Annotated in this window: 17 protein-coding genes; 9 read left to right on the plus strand and 8 right to left on the minus strand. The window is 36.1% G+C overall.

Annotated features, from left to right (window positions below):
• Positions 1 to 13: 13 nt before the first annotated feature.
• Together IIF7_RS03085 and IIF7_RS03090 are read right to left on the minus strand one after the other, a co-directional pair.
• Entirely contained in the window at positions 14 to 1,381 is a 1,368-nt protein-coding gene (locus IIF7_RS03085) for an MFS transporter (RefSeq protein WP_084840212.1), read from the minus strand.
• 142 nt (positions 1,382 to 1,523) lie between these two features.
• A complete protein-coding gene (locus IIF7_RS03090) occupies positions 1,524 to 2,543 on the minus strand; it encodes a LacI family DNA-binding transcriptional regulator (protein WP_084840213.1) in 1,020 nt (339 codons plus the stop codon).
• 240 nt (positions 2,544 to 2,783) lie between these two features.
• Between IIF7_RS03090 and IIF7_RS03095 the strand changes: the two genes are divergently transcribed.
• From IIF7_RS03095 to IIF7_RS03125, 7 genes are all read left to right on the plus strand, one after another.
• Positions 2,784 to 5,711, plus strand: a complete 2,928-nt coding sequence (locus IIF7_RS03095) for a SusC/RagA family TonB-linked outer membrane protein (RefSeq protein ID WP_176218887.1) — start codon at positions 2,784 to 2,786, stop codon at positions 5,709 to 5,711.
• A 10-nt stretch (positions 5,712 to 5,721) separates the two neighbouring features.
• Positions 5,722 to 7,344 carry a RagB/SusD family nutrient uptake outer membrane protein gene (locus IIF7_RS03100; RefSeq protein ID WP_084840215.1) on the plus strand — a complete coding sequence of 541 codons (1,623 nt, stop codon included), beginning with the start codon at positions 5,722 to 5,724 and terminating at the stop codon, positions 7,342 to 7,344.
• A gap of 16 nt (positions 7,345 to 7,360) precedes the next feature.
• A complete protein-coding gene (locus IIF7_RS03105) occupies positions 7,361 to 8,515 on the plus strand; it encodes a SusF/SusE family outer membrane protein (RefSeq protein ID WP_084840216.1) in 1,155 nt (384 codons plus the stop codon).
• A 52-nt stretch (positions 8,516 to 8,567) separates the two neighbouring features.
• Entirely contained in the window at positions 8,568 to 10,013 is a 1,446-nt protein-coding gene (locus IIF7_RS03110) for an alpha-amylase (RefSeq protein ID WP_084840217.1), read from the plus strand.
• Positions 10,014 to 10,393: 380 nt separating this feature from the next.
• On the plus strand, positions 10,394 to 12,946 hold the full coding sequence (locus IIF7_RS03115) for an adenosylcobalamin-dependent ribonucleoside-diphosphate reductase (protein ID WP_084840218.1): 2,553 nt from the start codon (positions 10,394 to 10,396) through the stop codon (positions 12,944 to 12,946).
• Between the two features lie 217 nt (positions 12,947 to 13,163).
• A complete protein-coding gene (locus tag IIF7_RS03120) occupies positions 13,164 to 14,264 on the plus strand; it encodes a hypothetical protein (RefSeq protein ID WP_084840219.1) in 1,101 nt (366 codons plus the stop codon).
• Positions 14,265 to 14,374: 110 nt separating this feature from the next.
• Positions 14,375 to 15,247, plus strand: a complete 873-nt coding sequence (locus IIF7_RS03125) for a sterol desaturase family protein (protein ID WP_084840220.1) — start codon at positions 14,375 to 14,377, stop codon at positions 15,245 to 15,247.
• Between the two features lie 57 nt (positions 15,248 to 15,304).
• Here the strand turns inward: IIF7_RS03125 and IIF7_RS03130 are convergent, their stop codons facing one another.
• Together IIF7_RS03130 and IIF7_RS03135 are read right to left on the minus strand one after the other, a co-directional pair.
• Positions 15,305 to 16,192, minus strand: a complete 888-nt coding sequence (locus tag IIF7_RS03130; protein WP_245801495.1) for a hydroxypyruvate isomerase family protein — start codon at positions 16,190 to 16,192, stop codon at positions 15,305 to 15,307.
• Positions 16,193 to 16,294: 102 nt separating this feature from the next.
• Positions 16,295 to 16,999 carry an NUDIX hydrolase gene (locus tag IIF7_RS03135; protein ID WP_084840221.1) on the minus strand — a complete coding sequence of 235 codons (705 nt, stop codon included), beginning with the start codon at positions 16,997 to 16,999 and terminating at the stop codon, positions 16,295 to 16,297.
• A 124-nt stretch (positions 17,000 to 17,123) separates the two neighbouring features.
• On the opposite strand from IIF7_RS03135, the gene galK reads away from it, so the two are divergent.
• Positions 17,124 to 18,287 carry a galactokinase gene (galK, locus tag IIF7_RS03140; RefSeq protein ID WP_084840222.1) on the plus strand — a complete coding sequence of 388 codons (1,164 nt, stop codon included), beginning with the start codon at positions 17,124 to 17,126 and terminating at the stop codon, positions 18,285 to 18,287.
• Positions 18,288 to 18,310: 23 nt separating this feature from the next.
• A complete protein-coding gene (locus tag IIF7_RS03145; protein ID WP_084840223.1) occupies positions 18,311 to 19,351 on the plus strand; it encodes a UDP-glucose--hexose-1-phosphate uridylyltransferase in 1,041 nt (346 codons plus the stop codon).
• Positions 19,352 to 19,434: 83 nt separating this feature from the next.
• Here the strand turns inward: IIF7_RS03145 and IIF7_RS03150 are convergent, their stop codons facing one another.
• From IIF7_RS03150 to IIF7_RS03165, 4 genes are all read right to left on the minus strand, one after another.
• Positions 19,435 to 21,117 carry a sodium/sugar symporter gene (locus IIF7_RS03150; protein WP_084840224.1) on the minus strand — a complete coding sequence of 561 codons (1,683 nt, stop codon included), beginning with the start codon at positions 21,115 to 21,117 and terminating at the stop codon, positions 19,435 to 19,437.
• A 180-nt stretch (positions 21,118 to 21,297) separates the two neighbouring features.
• On the minus strand, positions 21,298 to 22,290 hold the full coding sequence (locus IIF7_RS03155; protein ID WP_386274864.1) for an aldose epimerase family protein: 993 nt from the start codon (positions 22,288 to 22,290) through the stop codon (positions 21,298 to 21,300).
• A gap of 57 nt (positions 22,291 to 22,347) precedes the next feature.
• Positions 22,348 to 24,168 carry a DUF885 domain-containing protein gene (locus tag IIF7_RS03160; protein WP_084840225.1) on the minus strand — a complete coding sequence of 607 codons (1,821 nt, stop codon included), beginning with the start codon at positions 24,166 to 24,168 and terminating at the stop codon, positions 22,348 to 22,350.
• A 6-nt stretch (positions 24,169 to 24,174) separates the two neighbouring features.
• Positions 24,175 to 26,028: a CocE/NonD family hydrolase gene (locus tag IIF7_RS03165; RefSeq protein WP_084840226.1), complete on the minus strand. Its 1,854-nt coding sequence runs from the start codon at positions 26,026 to 26,028 to the stop codon at positions 24,175 to 24,177.
• Positions 26,029 to 26,084 lie beyond the last annotated feature (56 nt).

Below are 26,084 nucleotides of genomic sequence, written 5' to 3' on the forward strand. Positions count from 1 at the left end.
GTTTCTTGAATTCTTAGTTAGTAGCATTCGATGAGACTTCTTCGTCTACGTCATCTATTCTTAGGGTAAGTATCGCCGCAATTATAAATGCCACGCCACTCATCATTAGTGCATAAATAGGATCACCGCCATAAAGGTATTTTACCATTGGCCCGCCTATTAACGCATTGATTATTTGAGGCACAACAATAAAAAAGTTGAAAATCCCCATGTAAACCCCCATTTTTCGAGGTGGTATCGCTCCGGCTAAAATAGCATACGGCATCGCCAGAATACTCGCCCAAGCAACACCAACACCAATCATACTTAAGATTACCCAATTTTCATCGGGCATTACATAAATGGAAAGCAAACCTGCCCCACCAATAAGTAATGAAATGATGTGTGTTTTTTTACGGCCTACTTTTTTGGCAATTACCGGTAAGAAAAACGCGAAGACAGCAGAAACGGCATTATAAACTCCAAATAAGATTCCAACCCAATCCCCAGCATCCTGGTAAGTTTCACTGCTGGAATCTGAAAGTGGTAATCCATAGATATGATGTGCTATGGCCGGAGTAGCAAATACCCACATTCCGAACAATCCAAACCAGGAGAAAAACTGCACCCAGCTTAACTGGCGCATAGTATGAGGCATTTTTACAAAATCTGTAAAAATATCAGTGATCTTAGATTTCTCTTCATCTGGAACAATGTCACCAGTTTTATCTTCCTGTGCATGAAAATGCTCTAATTCTTCAGGGCTATATTCTTTAGTAGTAAATACTGTAATTAAGATACTTACTATTAAAACAACAGCCCCAATGATAAAAGATAATAGAAGATTTAAAGGAATTTCACCTTCCGCAGCTCTATTCGAAAACCCAAACCAATTGGTTAAAACATAAGGTAACCACGAGCCAACTACAGCGCCTATCCCAATTAATACCGTTTGAATACTAAAACCTAAGGTTCGCTGATCGCTTGGAAGATTATCGGCTACTAAAGCTCTAAATGGTTCCATGGCTACATTAAAAGATGCGTCCATAATCATTAGCATCCCGGCACCAACCCATAAAGAAGGCATAATTGCAGTAAACAAGTCGGCATTTGGCATTAACACCAAACCAATAGCGGCTAATATTCCACCTGTTAGAAAAAAGGGACGACGTCTACCCAATTTGGTCCAGGTACGATCACTATAATAACCAATAATAGGTTGTACGATCAAACCTGTAACAGGAGCGACGATCCAAAACCATGAGAGATGCTCGACCTCTGCACCAAAAACCTGAAGGATACGGCTGGCATTTGCATTTTGTAATGCGAATCCCATTTGAATCCCGAGAAATCCGAATGTCATATTCCAGATCTCCCAGAAACTTAATTTGCGTTTCTGCATATCGTAATTTTAAATGGTTACGATAAGCACTAAGACTTATCAAAACTTAATTTAGGTAGGAAGTAAAAATATAAGTTCTGATAAATTAACTAATTTGGCGATAAAGATAGCTAATAATTTAAAAATTACGCCATTAAAATTGTTATTTTGTAGATTCTCGCTCAATTAAACCAGTTTCCACAATGATTGTTTTGTAGCTTTCTTCCTCATTTGGAGACTTTTCTAACTTCTCTATAAGCAAGCGCGCTGCTTCTTCGCCCATTCGGCTTCCGTGCTGACTAATAGTTGTTAGACTAGGAATAAACCGCTTGGATAATTCTCCATCGGTAAAGCCTATTACCTGAACATCATCAGGAACTTTTTGTCCTTTATCTCGCACTGCTCGAACGGCAGCCGCAGCAAAATGTTCGTTTACCGCAAATAGAGCATCAAAATCTGATTCTTTCACAAATGCTGAAATCTCACTCTCTATATTATCCATATTCTCTATTTTGAGAATACTTTTTTGATTTACATTAAATCCGTTTTCCTGAAGTGCTTCTGTATATCCCTGGGTTCTTAATTTCCCTACACTAATATAATCTACTGTAGAAATGATACCAATATTCTTCGCCCCTTTATCAATTAGACATTGAACGGCCTTTTTTGCTCCTTTTACATCATCAATAATTACTTTATCTGAAGGAACTTCTTCTACAGAACGATCAAAAAGTACCAAAGGCATTCCTTGATTAACCACTTCGATCAAATGATGATAATCACCTTTTTGCATGGTTTCTTTAGCAACTGAAAGTATGAATCCGTCGATACTACCATTGGCTAGCATCTCCATATTCAGCACTTCTTTATCAAAACTGTTATCTGAAAGGCATACAATTACGCTATAACCCTTTTCATTGGCGACATGTTCTATCCCACTAATAACGGTTGTAAAAAAATGATGTACAATTTCAGGAATTACAACTCCAATCGTTTTTGTCTTTCTATTTTTAAGACTTAAGGCAATATTATTAGGCTTATAATTGTACAATTTGGCAAAAGCCTGCACTTTTTGCCTTGTATCTTCTCCAATTTCAGGACTATCCCTTAAAGATTTTGAAACTGTTGAAATTGATACGTCTAATTCTTTCGCTATTTGCTTTAAAGTAAGTTTTGGCCTCATAAAATTCGGTCTACATGATTTCGCGCTCTTCTTCTATTCCAAAAATACTATAAAATGATGGTTTGGTTTGCGATTTAGGCAATTTAAACCCGGAAAATAGAAAAGTTTTCAACACTACAACGTTGTAGTGAGTGTTTGTTGAGATATCCTCAAAAAAAGAACTTAAAAATTATATAATTTTAACCTCAGGAAGTAAAAATATAAAGTTTATAATCTAAGTAAAATTCAATAGGGAAATTTATGAGAACATTAATTAAAAGCACATTGTTTTTGCTGCTTATGCTGCCGATGAGCTTTTTTGCCCAAAATTCCGTTTCTGGAACGGTTTCTGAAACCGCAACCGGAATGCCGGTGCCTGGAGCAAACGTGATTGTAAAAGGAACCAGCAATGGAACCATTACAGACTTTGATGGTTTATACACTATCGAAAACCTTGTAGTGGGTGATACCATCGCTTTTTCATTTTTAGGATTCTCTACTAAAGAGGTCGAATTCACAGGACAGCAAACAATAGATGTACAGTTAGACGAAGACCAGGCTACTTTAGATGAAGTAGTTGTGGTTGGATATGGTACCGTTCGTAAAAAAGATGCAACAGGTGCCGTAAATCAGGTTTCTACTGAAGATTTTAACCAGGGACAGGTAAACACTGCAGGACAGTTAATCACTGGTAAGATCGCCGGTGTTACCGTGACTTCAGGTGGTGGAGCCCCTGGTGAGGGACAAAGTATCAATATTCGTGGTATTGGATCTATTTCTTTAAATAGTTCTCCTCTTTACGTAGTAGATGGAATTCCATTAGACAACAGCAATGTTGGTGGATCTAGAAACCCGTTAGATTTCATTAATCCAAATGATATCGAGAGCATGACCGTTCTAAAAGATGCTTCTTCTACAGCGATCTATGGTTCTCGTGCTGCCAATGGTGTAGTTTTAATTACTACTAAAAAAGGTAAAGGACAGGAATTTAAATTCAACTACTCTGGTAACACAACAGTGTCAAGACCTACAAATTATGTAGATGTAATGAATGCTGATGAGTTTAGAGCATTGGTAAACGAGGTTGGGAACGAAGCAGCTATCGAAAGACTAGGTGATGCTAACATAAATTGGCAGGAAGAAATCTATTCTGAAGCAATAGGATTTGATCACAATTTAAGTACTACCGGAAACATTGGTGGATTTATGCCAACTCGTGCTTCAGTTGGGTATACAGATCAGGATGGAATTTTATCTGGTGATAACTTTTCCAGAACAACAGGATCTGTAAGCTTAAGGCCAAGTTTTATGGATGGTCATTTGAAATTTGAGCTTAACGGACGTGGAATGTATACTGAAAATACGTTCGCAAACCGTGATGCGATTGGAACATCTGTAGATTACGATCCTACACAGCCTATTTATGATCCAAACTCTCCATTTAGTAACTATAATTCATGGTTAGTATATAGTGAGGAAGCAGATAGATATGCTTTAAACAACCTGGCTCCTGTCAACCCAATTGCACTGATTAACGAAAAAGATGATTCTGCTGAAGTTCGTCGTTTTATAGGAAATGCAAAAGTTGACTATAAACTACACTTTTTCCCAGAGATCACAGCGACTGTTAACGTTGGACTAGATAGAACTAATAGTCATGGTAGAACGATAGTTTCAGAAAATATGCCATCTTCTCAGTTAGATTGGAATGGCTCATACTCAAATTATACGAATAACTCTACTAATAAACTTTTCGATGCTTATTTAACTTACGATAATGATTTTGATGACCACAGTTTGAACGCTGTTTTGGGATATTCTTATCAGAGTTTCGAAAACGATAACTACAGTTTTGATAGTGAAGCTGCAGAAGAAGGAAACGATGCAGAATTTATCGATAAATGGAGAAGTACATTACTATCATATTTTGGTAGAGCAAATTATAACTATGCAGATCGTTACTTAGTAACTGCAACTTTAAGAGCTGACGCTTCTTCTAAATTAAATCCAGATGATCGTTGGGGATACTTTCCTTCTTTTGCTGTAGCCTGGAATATTAATAACGAAGAATTCTTTAATTCTAATACTGTAGATCAATTAAAACTTCGTGTAGGTTATGGTGAGATCGCAAACGTAAATGGTCTTGGAGATTATCTTTTCTTAACGAAATATACAGGTTCAAGATCTAATGCATATTATCAATTTGGACAATCATATTACCAAACTTACCGTCCAGAAGCTTATAACGAAGACCTTAGATGGGAAGTTGGAAAAACTTTAAATGCCGGTTTAGATTATTCATTCTTTAATAGCAGAATCTCTGGATCTATCAACGCATATCTTAAGAGAACAGAAGATATGATTAGCTACGTAACGGTAGATCCATTTACTAACTTTTCTAATGGTATCGATAAGAACATTGGAGACATGGAAAACAGAGGTGTTGAATTCGAATTAAATGTAGTTCCTGTACAAACCGATGATTTTAAATGGAGTATTGGCTACAATATCGCTTATAACGATAATGAGATCACCAATTTACCAGACCAGGTAGAGACTGGTGGAATCAATGGAGGTACTGGTAATAATATCCAATTACACAAAGAAGGATATTCTCCTTTTAGCTACTGGGTTTACAAACAGGTTTATGATGAAGCGGGAAGACCAATCGAAGGTGCTTATGTAGATCGTAATGGTGACAACCAGATCAACGATGAAGATAAATATTTATACAAGGATCCTTTTGCAGATATCACTATGGGATTAAATACCAATGTTAGTTTTAAGAATTGGGATCTAGCGGTTGTATCTAGAGCTAGTTTAGGAAACTATGCATATAACAATATGGCTTCTGCAAAATCTTATGAGATAAGAGCTACAGAGAATAGTATTCTAACAAATCTACATAGAGATTACTTTAATACTGGTTTCCAAAGTTTAACTGAAACTAATCTACAAAGTGATTACTATGTACAAGATGCGTCTTTCTTCAAATTAGACAATATCACACTAGGATATACTTTCGATCAAATCTTTGAAGAATCTACACTACGTCTTTATGGTACAGCGCAAAACGTGCTTATCGTGACAGACTATGATGGTCTTGATCCAGAAATTAATGGAGGTATCGACAATAACTTCTATCCAAGACCAAGAACTTTTACCGTTGGTGTAAATCTTAATTTCTAAAAAAAGAAGTATGAAAATGAATTATATAAAGAAATTAGCGCTCATCATACCTACACTTATTATAGTGTCTTGCCATGATGACCTGGATCAAACACCTATCGATCCAGATAGTTTTACAGAGAATGATGTATTTGCTAATGCAGACGAGGCAAGAGGTGCTTTAGCTAAACTTTATGCCAGTTTGGCCTTAACAGGACAACAGGGACCAGCAGGACAACCTGATATTTCTGGAATAGATGAAGGAACTTCACAATATTCCAGAATGTTATTTAGTTTAAATGAGCTTACTACAGATAATGCTGTTGTAGGTTGGGGTGACCCGGGACTTCCTAATTTACATGCTATGAGCTGGGGTGCAGGAAATGATTTTACCACAGCAATGTATTATCGTCTTGCGCAGGAGGTATCTTTTTGTAACTCTTTTATTTCAAATGCATCCTCTTTGGATGATCCTTCAGTAGCTTCTTTTATTGCTGAAGCACGTTTCTTAAGAGCATTTGCGTATTACAACCTGATCGATCTTTATGGAAATGTTCCTTTGGTAACTCAGATTTCAACTGAATTACCAGCTCAAAATTCAAGAGAAGAGATCTTCAATTATATTGAAGCTGAATTAACCGAAATTCAGAATAATTTAAATGAAAGTGGTGCTAGCGAATATGGCCGTGTAGATCGTGTTGCAGCCTGGGCTCTTCTTTCAAAACTTTATCTTAACGCTGAAACCTGGATAGGACAGGATCGTTATACAGATGCGATCACCTATGCGAACCAGGTGATCAATTCATCTTACCAGATCAATACAGTAGATGCTAATGGAAATGGATCTGCTTACGACGAACTTTTCTTAGCAGACAATGATAGTAATGGTGCTCAGGACGAATTTATCTTCGCATTGAACTTTGATGGTAACAGCTCAAGAACTTATGGAGGAACAACCTTCCTTGTTCACGCTGCTATCGGTGGTGATATGGATGCCGCTGCATTTGGAGTAAACGGCGGATGGTCTGGTTTAAGAACCACAAAAGCCCTGGTTAATAAATTCGACTATGCGGTAACCGCTTCAGATGAAGATGGAAATCCAACCGAATGGGCAGACCATCGAGCAATGTTCTTTACTGAAGGTCAAAATCTTGAAATCAACACTATTGCAAACACCTTTACTGATGGCTATGCAGTAACAAAATTTAAGAATATCGATTCTGAAGGAAATGCTGGTAGCGATGCTGGTGGTGATTTTGTAGATACAGATCTACCTTTAATTAGAATGGCAGAAATATATCTTACCTATGCTGAAGCGGTTACCCGTGGAGGATCTGGTGGTAACACTCAGGCTGCTGTTGGATATATTAATGAGTTAAGACAAAGAGCTTTTGGAAATACAGATGGTAATATTTCTGCAAGCGATCTTACTGTAGATTTTGTATTAGATGAAAGAGCTCGCGAATTATACTGGGAAGGCCAAAGAAGAACAGATCTTATTCGTTATAACGACTTTACATCCGGTAGCTATTTATGGCCTTTTAAAGGAGGTTCACAATCTGGAACTTCTGTAGACGATTTTAGAGCACTATTCCCTTTACCAAGTAATATTATTTTAATCAATCCAAATTTAACTCAAAATACAGGCTATTAATAAATATAAAGACACAATGAAAAAGTTAACACTATTATTCATCGCGTTTATCGCAATATTAAGCTTTACAGCTTGTACCGAAGATGATGGATTTACTTTTACCGCAAAGCCAGATCCAGAAGGAATTTCATTTATGAATCAAACAGCAGATACTTATACGTTAACCTCTGCAAATGCTAATAATCTGGCAGAAAGATTTGTTTGGAACGAAGTAGATTTTGATGTTCAAACTCCTATTAATTATGAATTACAGGGAGCTGCAGAAGAAAGTTTTAGCAGCTATTCTGTTTTAGGTGATGTTACAGATAATAATCTTGCCGTTAGTATTGGTAGTATGCTAGACTTAGCTGAAGAAGCTGGTTTAGATAACGATCCAGAAACAGAAGCTCCAAATACTGGTAACATTTATTTTAGAGTTAGAGCTTATGTTGGTGCAGACGCCGGTAATGTGGTAGAGCAAACCTCTAACATTCTTACAGTCTCTGTAACACTTCCAGAAGCTACTGAAGATGCTGTTGAACTAAAAAGAGAATTATACTTAGTAGGTGATGCAACCGCTGCTGGTTGGAACCCAGATAACAACAACACCCCTATTTTTAGAGATGCTGAAAATGATGACATATATTATTTTGAAGGTCGATTTGCTGGTGGTGATGGTGTAGAAGGTTTCAAACTAATAGAAAGTTTAGGAAATTGGCAACCACAATGGGGAATTAACGAAGGTGCTGCTACAAGCAGTGATATTTTAGGAGGTGACCCTCAAGCTTTCCCGGTTAGCGATGATGCTTTTTATAGCTTTACATTAAATGCTGCCGATGGCACATATACTTTTGAAAGTATAGATGCTAGTAGCGCGCCAACTTATTCTGCAATGGGTATTATTGGTACTGCAACTACAGGAGATGATTCTGGATGGAATCAGGATATCGATTTTACGCAATCTACATTTAACCCTCACATCTGGTATATTAACGGAATCGAAATTTTTGAAGGTGAAGCAAAAATTAGAGCCGATAACGACTGGACAGATAGCTGGGGAGATGACACATTTTTAAGCGGACAGGGTAATAATAACAACGATCCTAATATCGTGGTAACTCCAGGAACTTATAATGTATGGTTTAATGATCTTGATGGTCGTTACCTTTTTATTCCTCAGGTATCTGAATAAATAATCTAATTGAAAAGGCTGCTGCGGCAGCCTTTTCTAACTTCATTATTTTATGAAAAAAACACTAAAAAATATTCCGTTAGTATATTTGCTAATATTGGTTGTTTTCTTCAGCTGTTCTTCAGATGATGATACACCACCTGTTGATCCAGACGACGACAACGGTATAGAACAACCTGAACCGGTTTCAGCATTAAACCTGGCCGAATATGATAATGGAAGCCGGGTAATGATGCAGGCTTTTTATTGGGATGTAGAGCCAAGATTTGAATGGTGGAATACCATTTCAGATAAATTAGAAAATTGGGCAGATGCCGGGATAAACCGTATATGGATTCCGCCCGCAAGTAAAGGGCAATCTGGAGGTTATTCTATGGGGTACGATCCTTCAGATTATTATGACTTTGGAGAATACGATCAACATGGTACCGTTCCTACCAGATTTGGAACTCGAGAAGATCTGGAAAATATGATTAGTACTGCTCACGATAATAATATCGAAGTTATCGCAGATATGGTATTAAACCATAACTCCGGTGGTGGTTTGCAGTACAACCCATATCGCGAAAAAGACACCTATACCCTATTTGATGAAACTCATGGTAATGCTTCAGGAATGTTTAATAGAGATTACGAAGATTTTTATCCAAATAGTGTAAGTAATTACGATCCGGGAAGTTTATTTTACGAAGAAACCAACTTAGATCATCATAGGGAGCGTGTTCAAAACTGGTTATGGAAAGACGAAAATTCTGTAGCAAAATATTACAAAAATGTTATGGGCTTCGATGGCTGGCGTTTTGATTATGTTTTAGGATTTGAAGATTTTGTAATTAAAGATTGGTTGGAAGAAGTTGGCGGATTCGCAGTAAGTGAACTTTGGGATGGTAATCCTAGCGTACTAAGAAATCATATCGAAGCTACCGGAAGCGGTGTTTTCGATTTTGCAGCTTTCTATGTTATGGAACAGGCTTTTGATAGAAATGATGATTTAACAGGGCTTACCAACGATCAGGTTTGGCAAACAAACCCAGATAAAGCGGTAACTTTCACTGCCAATCATGATACTGAAAAAGATGGAAACGAAGATAACATTATCGCTCCAGAGAATAAACTGAAGGCTTATGCATTTATAATGACGCATCCTGGTTATCCTACCTTATTTTATCTGGATTACGAAAATCCAGAATTTCAGGATCAATTAAATAAATTAATTAGTATTCATAATAGTTTGGCAACAGGATCTGTAAATGTAATTTATGCAGATAATGATGAATATATTATGCAACGTAGCGGTGATGCAAACAATCCCGGACTTATACTTTATATTAATACTTCTGAAAATGCAAAAAGAAGAACCATTACTACCAGTTGGGATACTACAGTTTTAATGGATTATTCTGAAAATTCAAACTACCGTCCTCAGGTGTCTGAAAATGGCGAAGTAATTATTGAAGCTCCTGCCAATTCTTACGCAATCTGGTCGATCACAGAATAACAATTTTTTACCAAAAGTTAGAAAACGGGATAAATAGATTTTTATCCCGTTTTTTGATTTTTTTATGATACTGAAATCAATTTTTTAAAAAGAAAATTCTACTTTTAATTTTCTGTTGAATTTATCGAAAATCAACAAAATTTCCATCCTTTTTTCTTAGCGCTTAAAAATCAGCACTTAAAACTCTCACAAGTATTTTAACGATAAAGTTATCCGATTTTGTAAACTTCAACCTGTTGATAAATTTTCAATTCACTGACTACTAATTTATTAACAACATTTTATTGATAACTTTTGAATTACAACATAAATAAGCTTGTAAATATTTATTTACTTTTACCTTACCAAAGTTTACTTTTCTAATTTAATAGACGTGATTTATGCCTGTAAAAACAACTCCTAAAGCTCCTAAAATTTATACTCAGGATGAAGCTTTTAAGGCTTCTTTAGAGTATTTTAAAGGGGACGATTTAGCCGCCCGTGTTTGGGTAAACAAGTATGCCTTAAAAGATTCTGATGGTAACATCTACGAGCAGACCCCTAATGATATGCATCGTAGAATTGCGAAAGAGATTGCTCGCGTAGAACAGCGATATCCTAACCCAATGACAGAGGATGAGGTTTTCGATCTTATTAAAGATTTTAAATACATCGTACCGCAGGGGAGCCCAATGGCAGGAATAGGAAATCCTTACCAGATTGCTTCATTATCTAACTGTTTTGTTATTGGTAACGATGGTAGTTCAGACTCTTATGGCGGAATTATGAAAATCGACCAGGAGCAGGTACAATTAATGAAACGTCGTGGTGGTGTTGGTCACGATTTATCACACATAAGACCTAAAGGTTCAGCAGTAAAAAACTCGGCTTTAACCTCAACAGGAATTGTTCCTTTTATGGAGCGTTATTCTAACTCTACCAGAGAAGTTGCGCAAGATGGTCGTCGCGGTGCATTAATGCTTTCAGTATCGATTAATCACCCAGATTCAGAAGATTTTATCGATGCTAAAATGGAGCAGGGTAAAGTTACCGGGGCAAATGTTTCGGTAAGAATTGATGATAATTTTATGAGAGCTGTAAAGAATAAAACAGCTTATACTCAAAAATATCCTGTTTTTAGCAGTGAACCTAAATTCAGCAAAGAAATTGAGGCAGAAAAGCTTTGGAAGAAAATTGTTCACAATGCCTGGAAATCGGCAGAACCTGGTATTCTTTTCTGGGATACGGTAATTAACGAATCTGTACCAGATTGCTATGCAGATCTTGGTTATAAAACAGTTTCTACCAACCCTTGTGGTGAAATCCCACTTTGTCCTTATGATTCTTGTCGATTATTAGCCATCAACTTATTCTCTTATGTTGAAGATCCTTTTACAGATAAAGCGAAGTTTAATTACGAGCTTTTCAAAAAACATATTGGTGCTGCACAACGAATTATGGACGATATTATCGATCTTGAATTAGAAAAGATCGATGCAATTATCGAAAAGATCGACGCAGATCCAGAAACTGATGAGGTAAAAGGAGTTGAGAAAAACCTTTGGTTAAATATACAAAAGAAAGCTCAGGAAGGTCGTAGAACTGGTATTGGCATCACTGCTGAAGGTGATATGCTTGCGGGACTTGGTATTAGATACGGAAGCGAAGAAGGTGTAGAATTTTCAACAGAAATTCACAAGAATATTGCCCTTGCTGCTTATCGTGCATCTGTAGATACTGCAAAAGAAAGAGGTGCATTTTCTATTTTTGATTCAGATCGTGAAAAAGAGAATCCGTTTATTCTTAGATTGAAAGAAGCCGATGAAAAATTATACTACGATATGTTAGAATATGGCCGTAGAAACATCGCTCTTTTAACCATTGCCCCTACCGGTACAACCAGTTTAATGACGCAAACAACTTCTGGAATAGAGCCTGTTTTCTTACCGGTTTATAAACGTAGAAGAAAAGTAAATCCTAACGATAAAGATGTTCGTGTAGACTTTGTAGACGAAGTTGGCGATAGCTGGGAAGAATATGTGGTTTTCCATCATCGTTTTAAAGAATGGATGAAGGTAAACGGTCACGATATTGATAAAAATTACTCGAATGCCGAGTTGGATGAATTGGTGAAAGCTTCTCCTTATTATCAGGCAACCAGTAACGATGTAGACTGGTTAAGTAAAGTAAGAATGCAGGGAGCAGTACAAAAATGGGTAGATCACTCTATTAGTGTAACCATTAACTTGCCTAATGATGTTAGCGAAGATCTTGTAGGTAAACTTTATCTTGAAGCGTGGCAGGCCGGTTGTAAAGGTGTTACGGTTTATCGTGATGGATCACGTTCTGGAGTTTTAATCTCTAACGACGAGAAAAAAGAAGAAGAGCAGGAAGAAACCGGAATTTTCCCTACAAAGCGTCCACAGGTTTTAGAAGCAGATGTTGTACGCTTCCAAAATAATAAAGATAAATGGATCGCATTTATTGGATTAATCGACGGCAGACCTTACGAGATCTTTACCGGATTTTCTGATGATGAAGATGGGATCCTTATCCCGCGTTGGGTAAATGAAGGTTTAATTATTAAAAACCGAAATGAAGACGGAACTTCTCGTTACGATTTTCAGTATAAAAATAAAAGAGGCTATAAAACCACTATTGAAGGTTTATCGCACAAATTTAATCCTGAATTCTGGAACTATGCGAAATTGATTTCAAGTACGTTAAGACACGGGATGCCAATAGATAATGTGGTAAATCTTGTAAACAGTCTTCAGTTAGATTCAGAATCTATTAATACCTGGAAAAACGGAGTTGCAAGAGCCTTAAAACGCTTTATTGCAGATGGTACGCTTGCTAAAAAAGAAAAATGTACCAACTGTAATTCCTCTAATCTCATCTACCAGGAAGGATGTTTAACCTGTAAAGATTGTGGATCTTCTAAATGTGGATAATCCCTAAACAATAACAAATTTTAAGTGTTAAGTAAAAGGCTGCCAATTGGCAGCCTTTTTTTATTTTAAATCAAACCTAACAATCTGAAATTTGATGTTTTAGAGTTACTTTTTTATCGAAAACTATCAATGAAATTATATAATTTTAGCCGACTTTTTTTAATATCAATTTTATCAATCAAAATTACTTTTGGAATCTTATGATTCCCTTACTTCAATGAAAATCAAACATTTTTGTATACTCTTCTACTTCGTTTTTACAGGAGTATACAGTCAGGAATCCAGAAAAGACTGGAAAGAAGGAGATTTAACCTGGGCCGACTTTAAAGAGCTTGAAATTTCCTTTGAAAATTCAATTTCAGAATTAAAATATGTCATTGGTTACACCCCGAGTAAAGAAAAAGTAAACGATACCGTGTTTTTTAGATTACAAAGTTTTTGTTTTATCGATACACAGCTTTCGTGGGTAAACCCTAAATTCAAAACACCAGAAAACCTTCAGTATAACCAGGTAATCTTTAATATTGCAGAATTATACCGAAGAAAATTACAATATGATCTGGATCACCTCGGCTCCTATTTTTCAGCTGAAACCGTTTTTCAGAATCAATACGAAGCACTGAATAATGAAGTTGAAATTTTTCAAAGCCAAAGCCGAAACGGAAGAGATCACGAAATTGTACAGGAATGGGTTGCTAATATAGCAGACCGTTTAGCGATTTACGAAAATAATACCATCCCAAAATATGAAAAAGCTAATTTTGGAATGGGAATGCATGTAGGCGCCGCTTACAGTTTTAGAAATGAGTCTATAAAAGAACATTTTGATAATTCGATTGGTTTTAATTTTGGTTTCGATTTTTCCTATAAAAGCTCAATATTATACATTAATATGATCATATCTGGTGGGAATGTAGATCAAGCTTACTCAGGTAGAACTTACTGGGAAGAAGACCTGGATTATACGCTGGCCTTACTAGATTTTTCTTACGGATACGCGATTGTAGATAATCCTAAACTTAAGATCGCTCCCTTTGCAGGTCTTGCTATAACTGAATTTTCTGAAGATGACTACGATGGTGATGAAAGTGACCTTATTATAACCGATTACAACTTTCTTTTTGGCGTAAATCTAGATTATAAAATACGAAAGCGAGTAAATATGGTGCCAAGTGTATTTTTAAGTAAAAGAGAAATTACTGAAACCGCTATAAGATCAAGATTGTTTGTTTCTAGAAATGATTTTCACGACGATCTTAGTGGTTATTCAATAAACCTGTCTTTAGGGATATCATGGTATTTTAGGCTATTGAAATAATATCAGAATCATTTAAAAAACCGTTTTCTGTTAAAGTTTGAAATCTTAAGATTTTAGATTTGCGAGTGGAGTTCAAAAATTTTATCCTCCTAAAAAAGGAAAAGAACCCCATGAAAAAGGAAATCACATTAGAAAAAGTAATTTCCAGCGCTCCCGATTTAATTCTATATGCCGCTCCCATTATGATAGGCTTGGCACTTTTAGAATTTTACTTTAGCTGGAAAACAAAAAGAGATCTTTACGAAAAGAAAGATTTCTTGACCTCCCTAACGATAGGACTGGTCTATATTTTACAAGGTTTAGTCACCAAATCGATCATGTTTGGATTGGTGTTATGGGTTTACAATTCGGTTTCGTGGAGTATTCCCGTTAACTGGTTCACTTCGATCTTGTGCTTTGTTGTTTTAGATTTTTGTAGATATTGGGCGCATCGTTATGGCCACGAAGTAAATTTTCTTTGGGCAACGCATGTTACGCACCACAATTCAGAGAAATATAATCTTTCAACTTCGTTTAGATTGTCGTGGACACAGCAGATAAAAGTGATCTTTTTTATCCCGATTAGTTTTTTAGGCTTCCACCCTGTTGTGTTTTTTATTTGTCACCAAATTGCTGTTTTATATCAGTTTTGGATTCATACTGAATTAATCGACAGAATGCCAAAATGGTTTAATTTCTTCTTCGTGACGCCTTCGCATCACCGCGTTCACCACGGAAGAAATGAAAATTACCTGGATAAAAATTATGGTTCAACCTTTATAATCTGGGATCGTATGTTTGGCACTTTTGAGCCAGAAACTGAAAAATCGATCTACGGAATTATAGATCAGCCAAAACATTTTAATCCTGTGAAGCATGTTTTTCATGTCTGGGTAGATATTTTTAAAAATATGCGCCGCGCAGGAAGTATAAAAAAGGCTTTATGGATTTTTGTAGCGCCACCAAGCTCACTAGAGAAAAATCCCGGTAAAAAAGATGCTTAAAAATAACGAATCTCGCCTGTTAGCGAGATTCGTTATTTTTTGATCCTATTTTTAGAACTATACGTCGCAAATTTTAATACCTTCTTTTAAGGCTGCCAGTTTATCATCGTAAGTTGGGATAAACTCTTGTGCTAAATAACCATCAAAACCGGTTTCTATTACCGCTTTGATAATCGCCGGGTAAAATAATTCCTGCGAATCATTAATTTCATTTCTACCAGGAACGCCACCAGTATGATAGTGATTAATGTATTTATGATGTTTTCTAATCGTAGCAATCACATCACCTTCCATAATTTGCATATGATACACATCGTAAAGCAGTTTAAAGTTTGGCATTTCTGTACGTTTAGCCAGCTCTACACCCCATTCTGTATGATCGCACATATAATCATGGTGATCTACTTTACTGTTTAAAAGCTCCATCACAAGATTTACATTACGTTCTTGTGCATATTCCAACAATGGTTTTAAACCTGTTACGCAGTTTTTAAATCCGGTTTCATCGTCCATTCCACGGCGATTACCAGAAAAAACAATCACATTCTTTATTCCGTGATTCGAAGCTTTTTCGATTAAAGGCATGTAAGATTCCTGCAAATGCTGATGGTTTTTAACTTCGTTAAATCCGTTTTCGATATTTGCAAAAGTATCTGTAGCCATAGAACATTCAAGACCATATTTTTCAACAGTTTCCCATTCTTCAGGCTTTAAAAGATCGATTCCTTTTAATCCAATTTCTGCAGCATTTTTTGCAAATTCCTCCAAAGGAATACTTTGATAGCACCAGCGGCAGGCAGAGTGTTTAATATTATTTTTTAAACGTTTCATATTTAGGTTGGTTGGTTTTGCTTCAGCCTCCAATGCAATCATTGGGCTTAAACCTAAAACTCCAGCTCCCATTGCCATTGCCTTAATCGCAGATCTTCGATTTGTCTTACTCATCCTTTTCAGAAATTATTAATAAGCGTAAAATATACATTATAAATTAAAAACCGACTTTAAATCTTATAATTTTAATAAAATATCAAATAAAATTGATTCAATTTAAGCAATCTCGAAGTTATACCCAGATTTCACCAGCTTTTGATAATTATCATAATCAAACTTATACAGAAAAGCGCCTCTTCGTGATGAGCTTTTATCTTTCTCATTCAGCTTAATTAATAATCCCAGTGACATTAATTTTTTTCTGAAATTTCTATCATCCAGTTTCTTTTGATAAATAGCTTCGTATAAAGATTGTAACTGCGGGATCGTAAATTTTTCTGGTAGAAGCTCAAAACCTATAGGTTGATATCTGGCTTTACGTTTTAATCGTGCCATTGCATCTTCTACCATCTGTGAATGATCTAACACCAGCTCTGGCAATTCTTCTAATTCGAACCAATGCGCACCGTGCTTTTCTGTTAGTTCTTTATCGTAATCGTCGATTCTAATCAAAGCAAATTGTGCTATAGAAACACAGCGATAGCCAGGATCACGATCTGCCAAACCGTAAGCTTTAAGTTGCTCCATAAAAACATTGTCTAAACCTGTAATTTCGGTAAGTACACGTTTGGCGGCAACGCTTACGTCTTCTTCCATTCGTACAAAGCTTCCTATCAAAGACCAGGTTCCCAAAAATGGCTCTACCCTACGTTTAAAAACGAGTAGTTTCAACTTCCCTGCATCAAAACCAAAAATAATACAGTCGGTTGCTACATACATTTTATCTTTTTGGACGTATAGATCTTTTAAAGCTGGCGTCATAAGCGTATTTTATACAGTTTGCTGTTAAATATAGGGAAATAGTTAAAAAATAATCAATTAAAAAGATGAATGTAAATTTTACGTTTATTATATTTGATCTATAAATTTACTAAAAATAAGCACATTGAGTACTTCAACCAACGCGCAAAAATTACCGGAAGCTTTTACAGATTTTAAGCCTAGCATTAAAGTGGCTTCTCCCGGAAGAATAAATCTAATTGGCGAGCATACAGATTATAACAATGGTTTTGTGATGCCTACCGCAATCGATAAAAAAATCTATTTCGAATTTAAAGAAAACGGGACAGATAGTACCTGTCGTATTTATAGCGCTACCTATAACGCCTATTTAGAATTTGATCATAACAATTTATCGATAAGCGAAAAATCCTGGGAAAACTATGTTTTAGGAGTAACTAACGAAATCAAGGTTTTAGGAAAATCTTTAAAAGGATTTGATTGTATCATTAAAAGCGACCTTTCTACCGGTGCAGGAATTAGTTCTTCTGCGGCCTTAGAATGTGGTTTTGCTTCAGGACTAAATGCTCTGTTTGATCTTGGTTTAAGCAAAGTTGAAATTACTCAGCTATCGCAAAAAGCCGAACATAATTTTGTAGGTAATAAATGCGGAATTATGGATCAATATGCTTCAGTAATGAGCAAACAGGATCATATTATTCTTTTGGATTGTGAAAGTTTACATGCTGAATATATTCCCGCAGATTTTAAATCCTGTAAATTGTTATTGCTGAATACCAATGTTTCCCACAATCTTGCCGATAGCGAATATAATACGCGTAGACAGGAATGTGAGGCTGCTGTTGAAGTGATTCAGAAAAAATATCCGGAAGTAAAAAGTCTGCGTGACGTAAATCTTGAAATGCTTGAAGAATTTAAAGCAGAGTTAGAAGGAAAACAATACCAAAGAGCACGTTACGTGATCGAAGAAAACGAGCGTGTAATCAATGCTACAACGGCAATAAAAGCAGGAGAGCTTAACGAATTTGGAGGTTTAATGTATGGATCTCACGACGGACTTCAGCATAATTATGAAGTAAGTTGCCCAGAGCTCGACTTTTTGGTTGAGTTTTCCAGAGATAAAGATTACATCTATGGTTCCCGAATGATGGGTGGTGGTTTTGGCGGCTGTACCATTAATTTAATTGAAGCTGATAAGATCGACGAATATGTTGCTGAAGCTGCTGAAGCTTACTTCAAAAAATTCAATATAAAATTAGATACTATTGCTGTTTCACCAAGTGAAGGAACAATCGTAGAAAAATTATAATTACTAATTAGAAAACGATAAAAATGAGTCACGATATTAATTCGATCCCTCATAGAAGATATAATATTCTAACCGGCGAATGGATTCTTTGTTCCCCGCATCGTACAAAGCGACCATGGCAGGGGAAAACCGAAAAGGATACAACGCCTAAAAAAGAAACTTACGATCCCAGCTGTTATTTATGCCCGGGAAATACAAGAAGTACTGGCGATAAAAACCCAGATTATAAAGAACCTTATACTTTTATAAACGACTTTTCTGCGCTTTTGATCGATAGCCCTGTGGCAACTCAGGAAAATGGATTAATGAAAGCGGAAACCGAAGTTGGTATTTGTAAAGTGGTGTGCTTTTCTCCAGATCACTCGCTTACCCTTCCACTTATGGAAGAAGAAGATATTACCAAAGTAGTGAAAACCTGGAAAAAAGAATATGCCGAGTTAGGCAGCCAGGAAAACATTAATTACGTTCAAATCTTTGAAAATAAAGGCGCCATTATGGGTTGTAGTAATCCGCATCCACATGGGCAAATCTGGTCGCAAATGTCTATCCCAACCGAAATCGAAAAAAAATCGAAGCATTTTAAAGAATATTGGGATAAGAATCAAAGCAGTTTACTTGGGGATTATATAAAACAGGAATTAGAGGCTAAAGAGCGTATAATTGTTGAAAATGAATACTTTGTTGCACTAGTACCTTATTGGGCAGTTTGGCCTTATGAGATTATGATCGCTCCAAAAAAACATCAACAACATATTGGGCAGTTAAATGAAGAAGAAGAAAAAGCTTTTGCTGAAATTCTTAAAAAACTGACCATAAAATATGATAACCTGTTTGAAACCTCATTCCCATATTCAAGCGGAATTCATCAAATCCCGACTGATGGTTCAGATTATCCTGAATGGCATTGGCACATGAGTTTTTATCCGCCACTTTTACGTTCAGCTACCGTGAAAAAATTTATGGTAGGTTACGAAATGTTTGCCGGCCCACAACGAGATATTACTGCAGAGCAGGCTGCCAAAACTTTACAAAATCTAAGTGATATTCATTATTTAAAGCAATAATTTTTCCAACTAAACCAACCAATAAAAAAATCCCGAAGTGTAATGCTTCGGGATTTTTGCTTTTTATATGTTTTTTCTGATTTCTACCAGAACATAGCGTACAACATCGCAACAATTAAAATGATCGCAAAACTACCAATATTGAAAATTGGCCCTGTTTTGAAAAGATCCTTGCTAAGTTTAATAGATTTCTCCTGAATTTTACCACCCGTTTCAAGGTAAGTAATGATCACCATAATGATCATCGTCAAGATCCAGGTCGCCATCATTTGATGCATAAACGGCCAGGTAACAAAGAATGGTGATTCCATCCAACCATTTGGCCCTATTTTGAAATATAATGCAATTGGGATAGAAACCAATACTCCCCAAATCGCCGCATTATTTGTAGTTTTTCTCCAGAATAAACCTAGCATAAATACTGCTAATATTCCCGGACTAACAACACCGGTATATTCCTGAATATATTGGAAAACCTGTCCTAAACTTTTTAATTGTGGCGCCAGAATAATTGCAATAACTAAAGCTATAGAAGCTGTTACCCTACCGACATTTACCAATCCTTTTTCTGAAGTTCCTGCTTTCTCCTGGAAAAATGGCTTATAAATATCCATAGTAAAGATCGTAGCGGTAGAGTTTAGCATTGAAGCTAAAGAAGATACAATGGCTGCTGCAAGAGCGGCTAAAACAAGTCCTTTTAAACCTGCTGGTACAAATTCTTTAATTAACCAGGGCGCTGCGTTATCATTAATAATTCTTCCGTTTTCACCAAAGAAAGAAGCGCTGGTTACACCTTCAGTAATTGCTCCACCTGCATCGGTATTCATTACAAAAGCAATAATCCCCGGAATTACTGTAATAAGCGGAATTAATATTTTTAAAAATCCTGCAAGCACGATACCACGCTGAGATTCCTTTAAACTCTTAGCTGCAAGTGTTCTCTGGATAATATACTGGTTAAAGCCCCAATAGTAAAGGTTAGCAACCCAAAGACCACCAACTAATACAGCGATTCCCGGTAAATCCCACCATGCATCTTTCCCGTTTGGTGTAATAATTTCGCCTTTATCAAGGATCATAGAAAATTTCTCTGGTACCTGCTCGTAAACTTCAGCCATACCGGTAAAAATGTTTCCGTCACTAGAAACGTGTTCTAAAGCGATATACGTAGTTATTAAACCTCCAATAACCAAAAGCACTACTTGTACAACATCTGTCCATGCTACAGCAGATAAACCACCATAAAGCGAATATGCTGCTGCAAATAAAGCCAGACCAATAATACACTCCATAAAAATAGCTCCATCACCACTACCAATAATCGTATCTAAGGCAGTAGCTCCTAAATATAGAACTGAAGTAAGGTTAACGAATATGAATAAACAAATCCAAAAAACGGCCAAAATCGTCTTTAGGTTTTTACTATAACGAACTTCAATAAACTCTGGAATAGTATAAAGTTTCTTTTCAATAAAAATAGGTAAGAAAAATTTACCCACAACAATTAAAGTGATCGCAGCCATCCATTCGTAAGAAGCAATAGCCAGACCCAATGCAAAACCAGAACCAGACATCCCGATAAACTGTTCTGCAGAAATATTGGCTGCAATTAAAGATGCACCAATCGCCCACCAGGGTAAAGACTTACTGGCCAGGAAGTAATCCTCTGAAGTATCCCCTTTGCCTCGAGAAACCCATAATCCTACCCCGATTATAAGTAACGCGTAAGCAACGAATACTATCACGTCTAATAATTCAAATTCCATATAAAATAAGTTTAGATTGTATTTTAAGAAAATCTCAAAAGTTGATAATAAATCGATGTAGTGTCTTAGAATTAGAAAACTTCACCGTATCCCAAATGAAATAAAATTTTCACAATATTTTGCTAAAGATATTACTTTTTTGCTTTATAAACGTAAAAAATACGCTTATAGTCGAAAATACTATTTTTTAACGCTAAATTTCAGGCTAATTCTATTGTAATAAGTTTCACCTGGCTCCAAAATGCTATTAGGAAAATTCCTGAAATTTGGTGCATCCGGGAAATTTTGTCCCTCAAAACAAATAGATGGAAACTCAGATATCTTAGTTTGATATGTTAAATCACCTGGCAAAGATTCTGGTGCATAAACCACAACTGCAGGCTGATTGGTAGACATATCTAATTTTATCCCTGTTAGCGGTGCAAAAAGCTGAGCGCCTAACTCATCTCCATCACTGTTAAGCACAAAAGTATCGTCCAGATTTCTATTTCCTATTAATCTATTACTACCAAAATCTTTTGCATGGCCTTGTAGATTATTTAAATTTCCGGTAGGTAATTGCTTATCATCGATCTCTAAAATCTTATCAGCATTAATTTTTAAGAAATGATCGCTAACACTTCCCTCACCATTTAAATTAAAATAGGCATGATTGGTTAAATTAACGACTGTTTTTTTATCGGTTTTAGCTTCGTATTCGATAATCACATCGTTTTCCTCATTTAAAGTGTAGGTTACAAAAACTTCTAAATTACCAGGGTAGCCCTCTTCATTATGCTTACTTAGGTATTTTAATTTTACTGAAGGATTTTCTTCATGCTTTTCTTCCACGATCTCCCAGTATTTATACTGAAATCCATTCTCACCACCATGCAGGTGAACGCCGTTTTCGTGATGAAGACTAAATTCTTTTCCATCCAATTCGAATTTACCTTCAGAAATTCTTCCTGCATATCTCCCTATCGATGCCCCAAAACACTGGTTATGTGATTTGTTTAAAGATGATGGTAAATCCTGAATAATTGGTGATACAATCACGTTCACCATTCTCTGGTTTTTATCATAAAGCTTAATACTTCCAATAGCAGCACCAAAGTTTACGATACTTACCTCTGTACTGGCTTTATTTACCAGTTTTACGGTTTTTAACTCTGTATTATTTTCCAATCCCATATAATTTATGATAATAAAAAAATCGCCCTGTAATCTAAAACAGGACGATTTTAAAATCTATTTCTTTTCTTCGATCCAATGATCAATTTTGGATTCTAAAACATCTAAAGGCAATGCGCCATCCAATAGCACAGCATCATGAAAGGCTTTAATATCGAAATCTTCGCCTAAAGCGGTTTTAGATTTCTCTCTTAGATCCAAAATTTTCTTCATTCCAATTTTATATGCTGTAGCCTGTCCTGGCATCACGATATGTCGTTCTACCATTTTTATACAGTCACTTTCTGCATTTGGCGTATTCATTTTATAAAACTCGATTCCCTCTTCTCTACTCCATTTTTTATGATGAATCCCGGTATCTACAACTAATCGACAAGCTCGCCATAATTCCATCGCTAAACGTCCAAAATCGGCATAAGGATCTTTATAAAAACCTATTTCTTTTGGTAAATATTCGCTGTACAAGCCCCAACCTTCTACATAAGCGCCGTAACCGCCAAATTTTCTAAACTGCGGAATATCTTTTAGTTCCTGCGCAATTGCAATTTGCATATGATGCCCGGGAATTCCTTCGTGATAAGCTAAAGCCTCTAATTGATAAGTTGGCATTGCCTTCATATCATAAAGATTTACATAGAAAATACCTGGACGGGAACCGTCTGGCGCTGGTTGCTGATAAAATGCCTTACCTGCACTTTTTTCACGAAAAGCTTCTACTGCTTTTACTTTGATTTTTGCTTTTGGCTTGGTTAAAAATAAATCATCCAAACTACCACGCATTTCATCTATAATTCCTGTTGCATCTGCCAAATATTGCTCTTTTGCTTCAGGGGTATTCTCGTAATAAAATTGCTCGTCATTTCGCATAAAATCGAAAAAATCCTGCAGTGAACCTTCAAATTTCACCTCTTTCATGATCTTTTCCATCTCTGCATGAATTCTGGTTACTTCACTTAAACCATATTCATGAATTTCATCTGCCGACATATTAGTAGTCGTTGTGCGTTTTAATGCTAGCTCATAAAATTTATCTCCCTTCGGAAATTTCCAGGCACCATCATCACTATTTGCACGTTTTTGCTGACTTTCTAAAATCTCTATCAACGAAAGATAAGCTGGCTGAACATGTTCTACCAATGCTTTTTCAGCTTCGCTTATCAATTTCACTTTTTTATCTTCAGCAATTTCAAGTTTTTCGATTTTCTCCTTGAAATCGGCCAAAAGTGTACTGGCATTTTCAGATTTTTCAAAAGGTTTTCCCTTAATGATATTTCTACTATCATCAATTACCTTTTCAAAAACAAATCTAGGCGGAACAATTCCATTTTGCTCTCTAATTTTAATTCCTCCTATAACATCTTCAAATGCTTTTGTAAAACCTTTTAACCTTGAAATGTAAGCTTTAGCATCTGCAATTGAATCGATCCTGTGGTTATTGATCAAAAAAGCCGGTAAACTGGAATGGTAACCAAACATCTGGTTTACCGGATAATCGTAAAACCGATAATCGTAATCTTCAATTTCGTTATCGATCTGTCTTTTGTATAACTGATAACTTAGATTTGTTTCTCTATTTAGCGAATTTGGATCTATATTTTCAAGATATTCTTTTCGCTTTCTTGCCTCTTTCAACTCATCTGCATAACGTAAATGAGAAAAATCGTCCCATTTCCCATAATTGGTTTTTCTACCAAGTTGGGTTTGCATCATAGGTGATTCCTGAACTTCTATCTCGAACTGCTCTTCAAAATATTGATTCAGTTCTTCTGAAGCTTTAGTAATTTCAGCTTCAGAATAGCTCTTTCCCTGTTGATTTTTACAAGAAGCAAAAGCTAAAATTGTAAGAAAAACGCCTAAATTTCTAAGATTCTTCAGCATGACAAATTATTTTTTCAATACCGAAAATTTTATGGCTGAATCACCAAATACGGTATGGGTTTGTTTCTGAAAATCTTCTTTTTCAGCTTTAAATATATTGTCCACATAAGTTTGTGGATTAAGGTCGATTAAAGGAAACCAGGTACTCTGAATCTGGATTTGCATCTTGTGCCCCTTCTTAAATGTATGGTTTACCCCTTGCAATGTAAGATTCACATCGGTTTTAGTGTTAGGCTCAAACGGTTCTGGTTTAGAAAAATCATTTCTAAAACGACCTCTCATCACCTCACTACGCACCATCATATGATAATTACTCATTTTTAAATGATCCATAGTTTCAGGATAATTCTCGGCATCTGGTGGATACACATCGATAACTTTTACTACCCAATCTGCCGCAGTTCCTGTAGTAGCAACTTTTAGCATAGCTTCAATTTCACCTACCACACTAAGATCTTCATCTAAAACTTCAGTTTCATACACTAAAACATCTGGCCGTCTTGCAGCAAAACGCTGGTCACCCGTCATGTATTCACGTGGCGTAAAAACAGTTTTAATTTCGTTATTGTAAGAAACTGGCTTTTCTGGATCACTTACAAACTCTTGTTTTGTGTCTGTAGCGGCTGTAGTAAGCTCTTGATCGTCCCCTAAATAGAAAGTTTTAGCAACGGTATTTTTTGGAGGCCATTGCTCGTAATCTGTCCATTCTCTTTTCCCGGTATCGTAAATATGTGCTTCAGCAAGATCTAAAGAACCTTTACCGTTTTGCTTTAAGAAATGGTTGAAGAATTTTGTTTCGTAATCCTGCTGATATCTTGTAGAAAGACTGTCTTCAAAATATACATTTCCAACAGATTGTCTTCCTCCTTCTCTAGCCCAGTCTCCATGGCTCCATGGCCCGTAAACCAAAATATTATAAGTGTTGCTGGTTTCTTCGATCTTTTTGTATTCATTAAAAGGACCGTAAAGATCTTCAGCATCAAACAATCCACCAACGATCATTACCGCTGGCTTTACATCATCTAAATGCTGAATAATCCCTCTAGATTCCCAAAATTCGTCATAATTAGGATGATCTTTTAGTTGTTGCCAAAACTCATTATCTTCTTTATAATATTCGTCTAAAGAACTAAGCGGCGTATGATCTAAAAAGAACTGATATTGATCCTGTGTACCAAGACCTGGTAATTCGTACCAACTCTCTGTTGTAGGAGCATCTTTTTGATATCCAAAAAGAGCTGTTGCTCTCCAATAACTTAACAGGTAAGCGCCATTATGGTGAAAATCGTCAAAAAAGAAATCTGAAATTCCCGCCTGCGGAGATACCGCTTTTAAGGCTTTATGAGAATCTACTAAAGAATAAACAGAATAGAATCCAGGATATGAAATTCCCCACATCCCAACATTTCCGTTATTGTTATCTACGTTTTTTACCAGCCAATCTATAGTATCGTAAGTATCGCTGGCTTCGTCAAACTGCTCTCCTTTTTTATTCGGGATATAAGCACGCATATTATCATACTTCCCTTCACTCATCCAACGTCCACGCACATCCTGGTAAACAATGATGTTACCTTGTTGCATAAGATATTGGTTAGGACCAATCATAGAACGCATTTGCCCTTCTCCATAAGGTCTGGAGTTATAAGGCGTTCTTTGCATGATTATAGGATACTTTTTGGAAGTATCTTTTGGAGAGTAAATTGTAGTGTGAAGTTTAGTACCATCCCGCATTGGGATATCAACTTCAGTTTTAGTGTAATGATCTTTTACATTATAATCACTGCCAGATTGAGCAGCAACCTGAAATACTACAAATAGTAAAAATGTATAAAGTAATGACCGTTGGTGTAATTTCATTATTCAGGAATTGTGTTTTTAATCCCTAAAGATAGAAATTACACCGCTAATCGTAA

This window comes from Zunongwangia atlantica 22II14-10F7, assembly GCF_002094855.1.
In the GTDB taxonomy this organism is placed as follows: domain Bacteria; phylum Bacteroidota; class Bacteroidia; order Flavobacteriales; family Flavobacteriaceae; genus Zunongwangia; species Zunongwangia atlantica.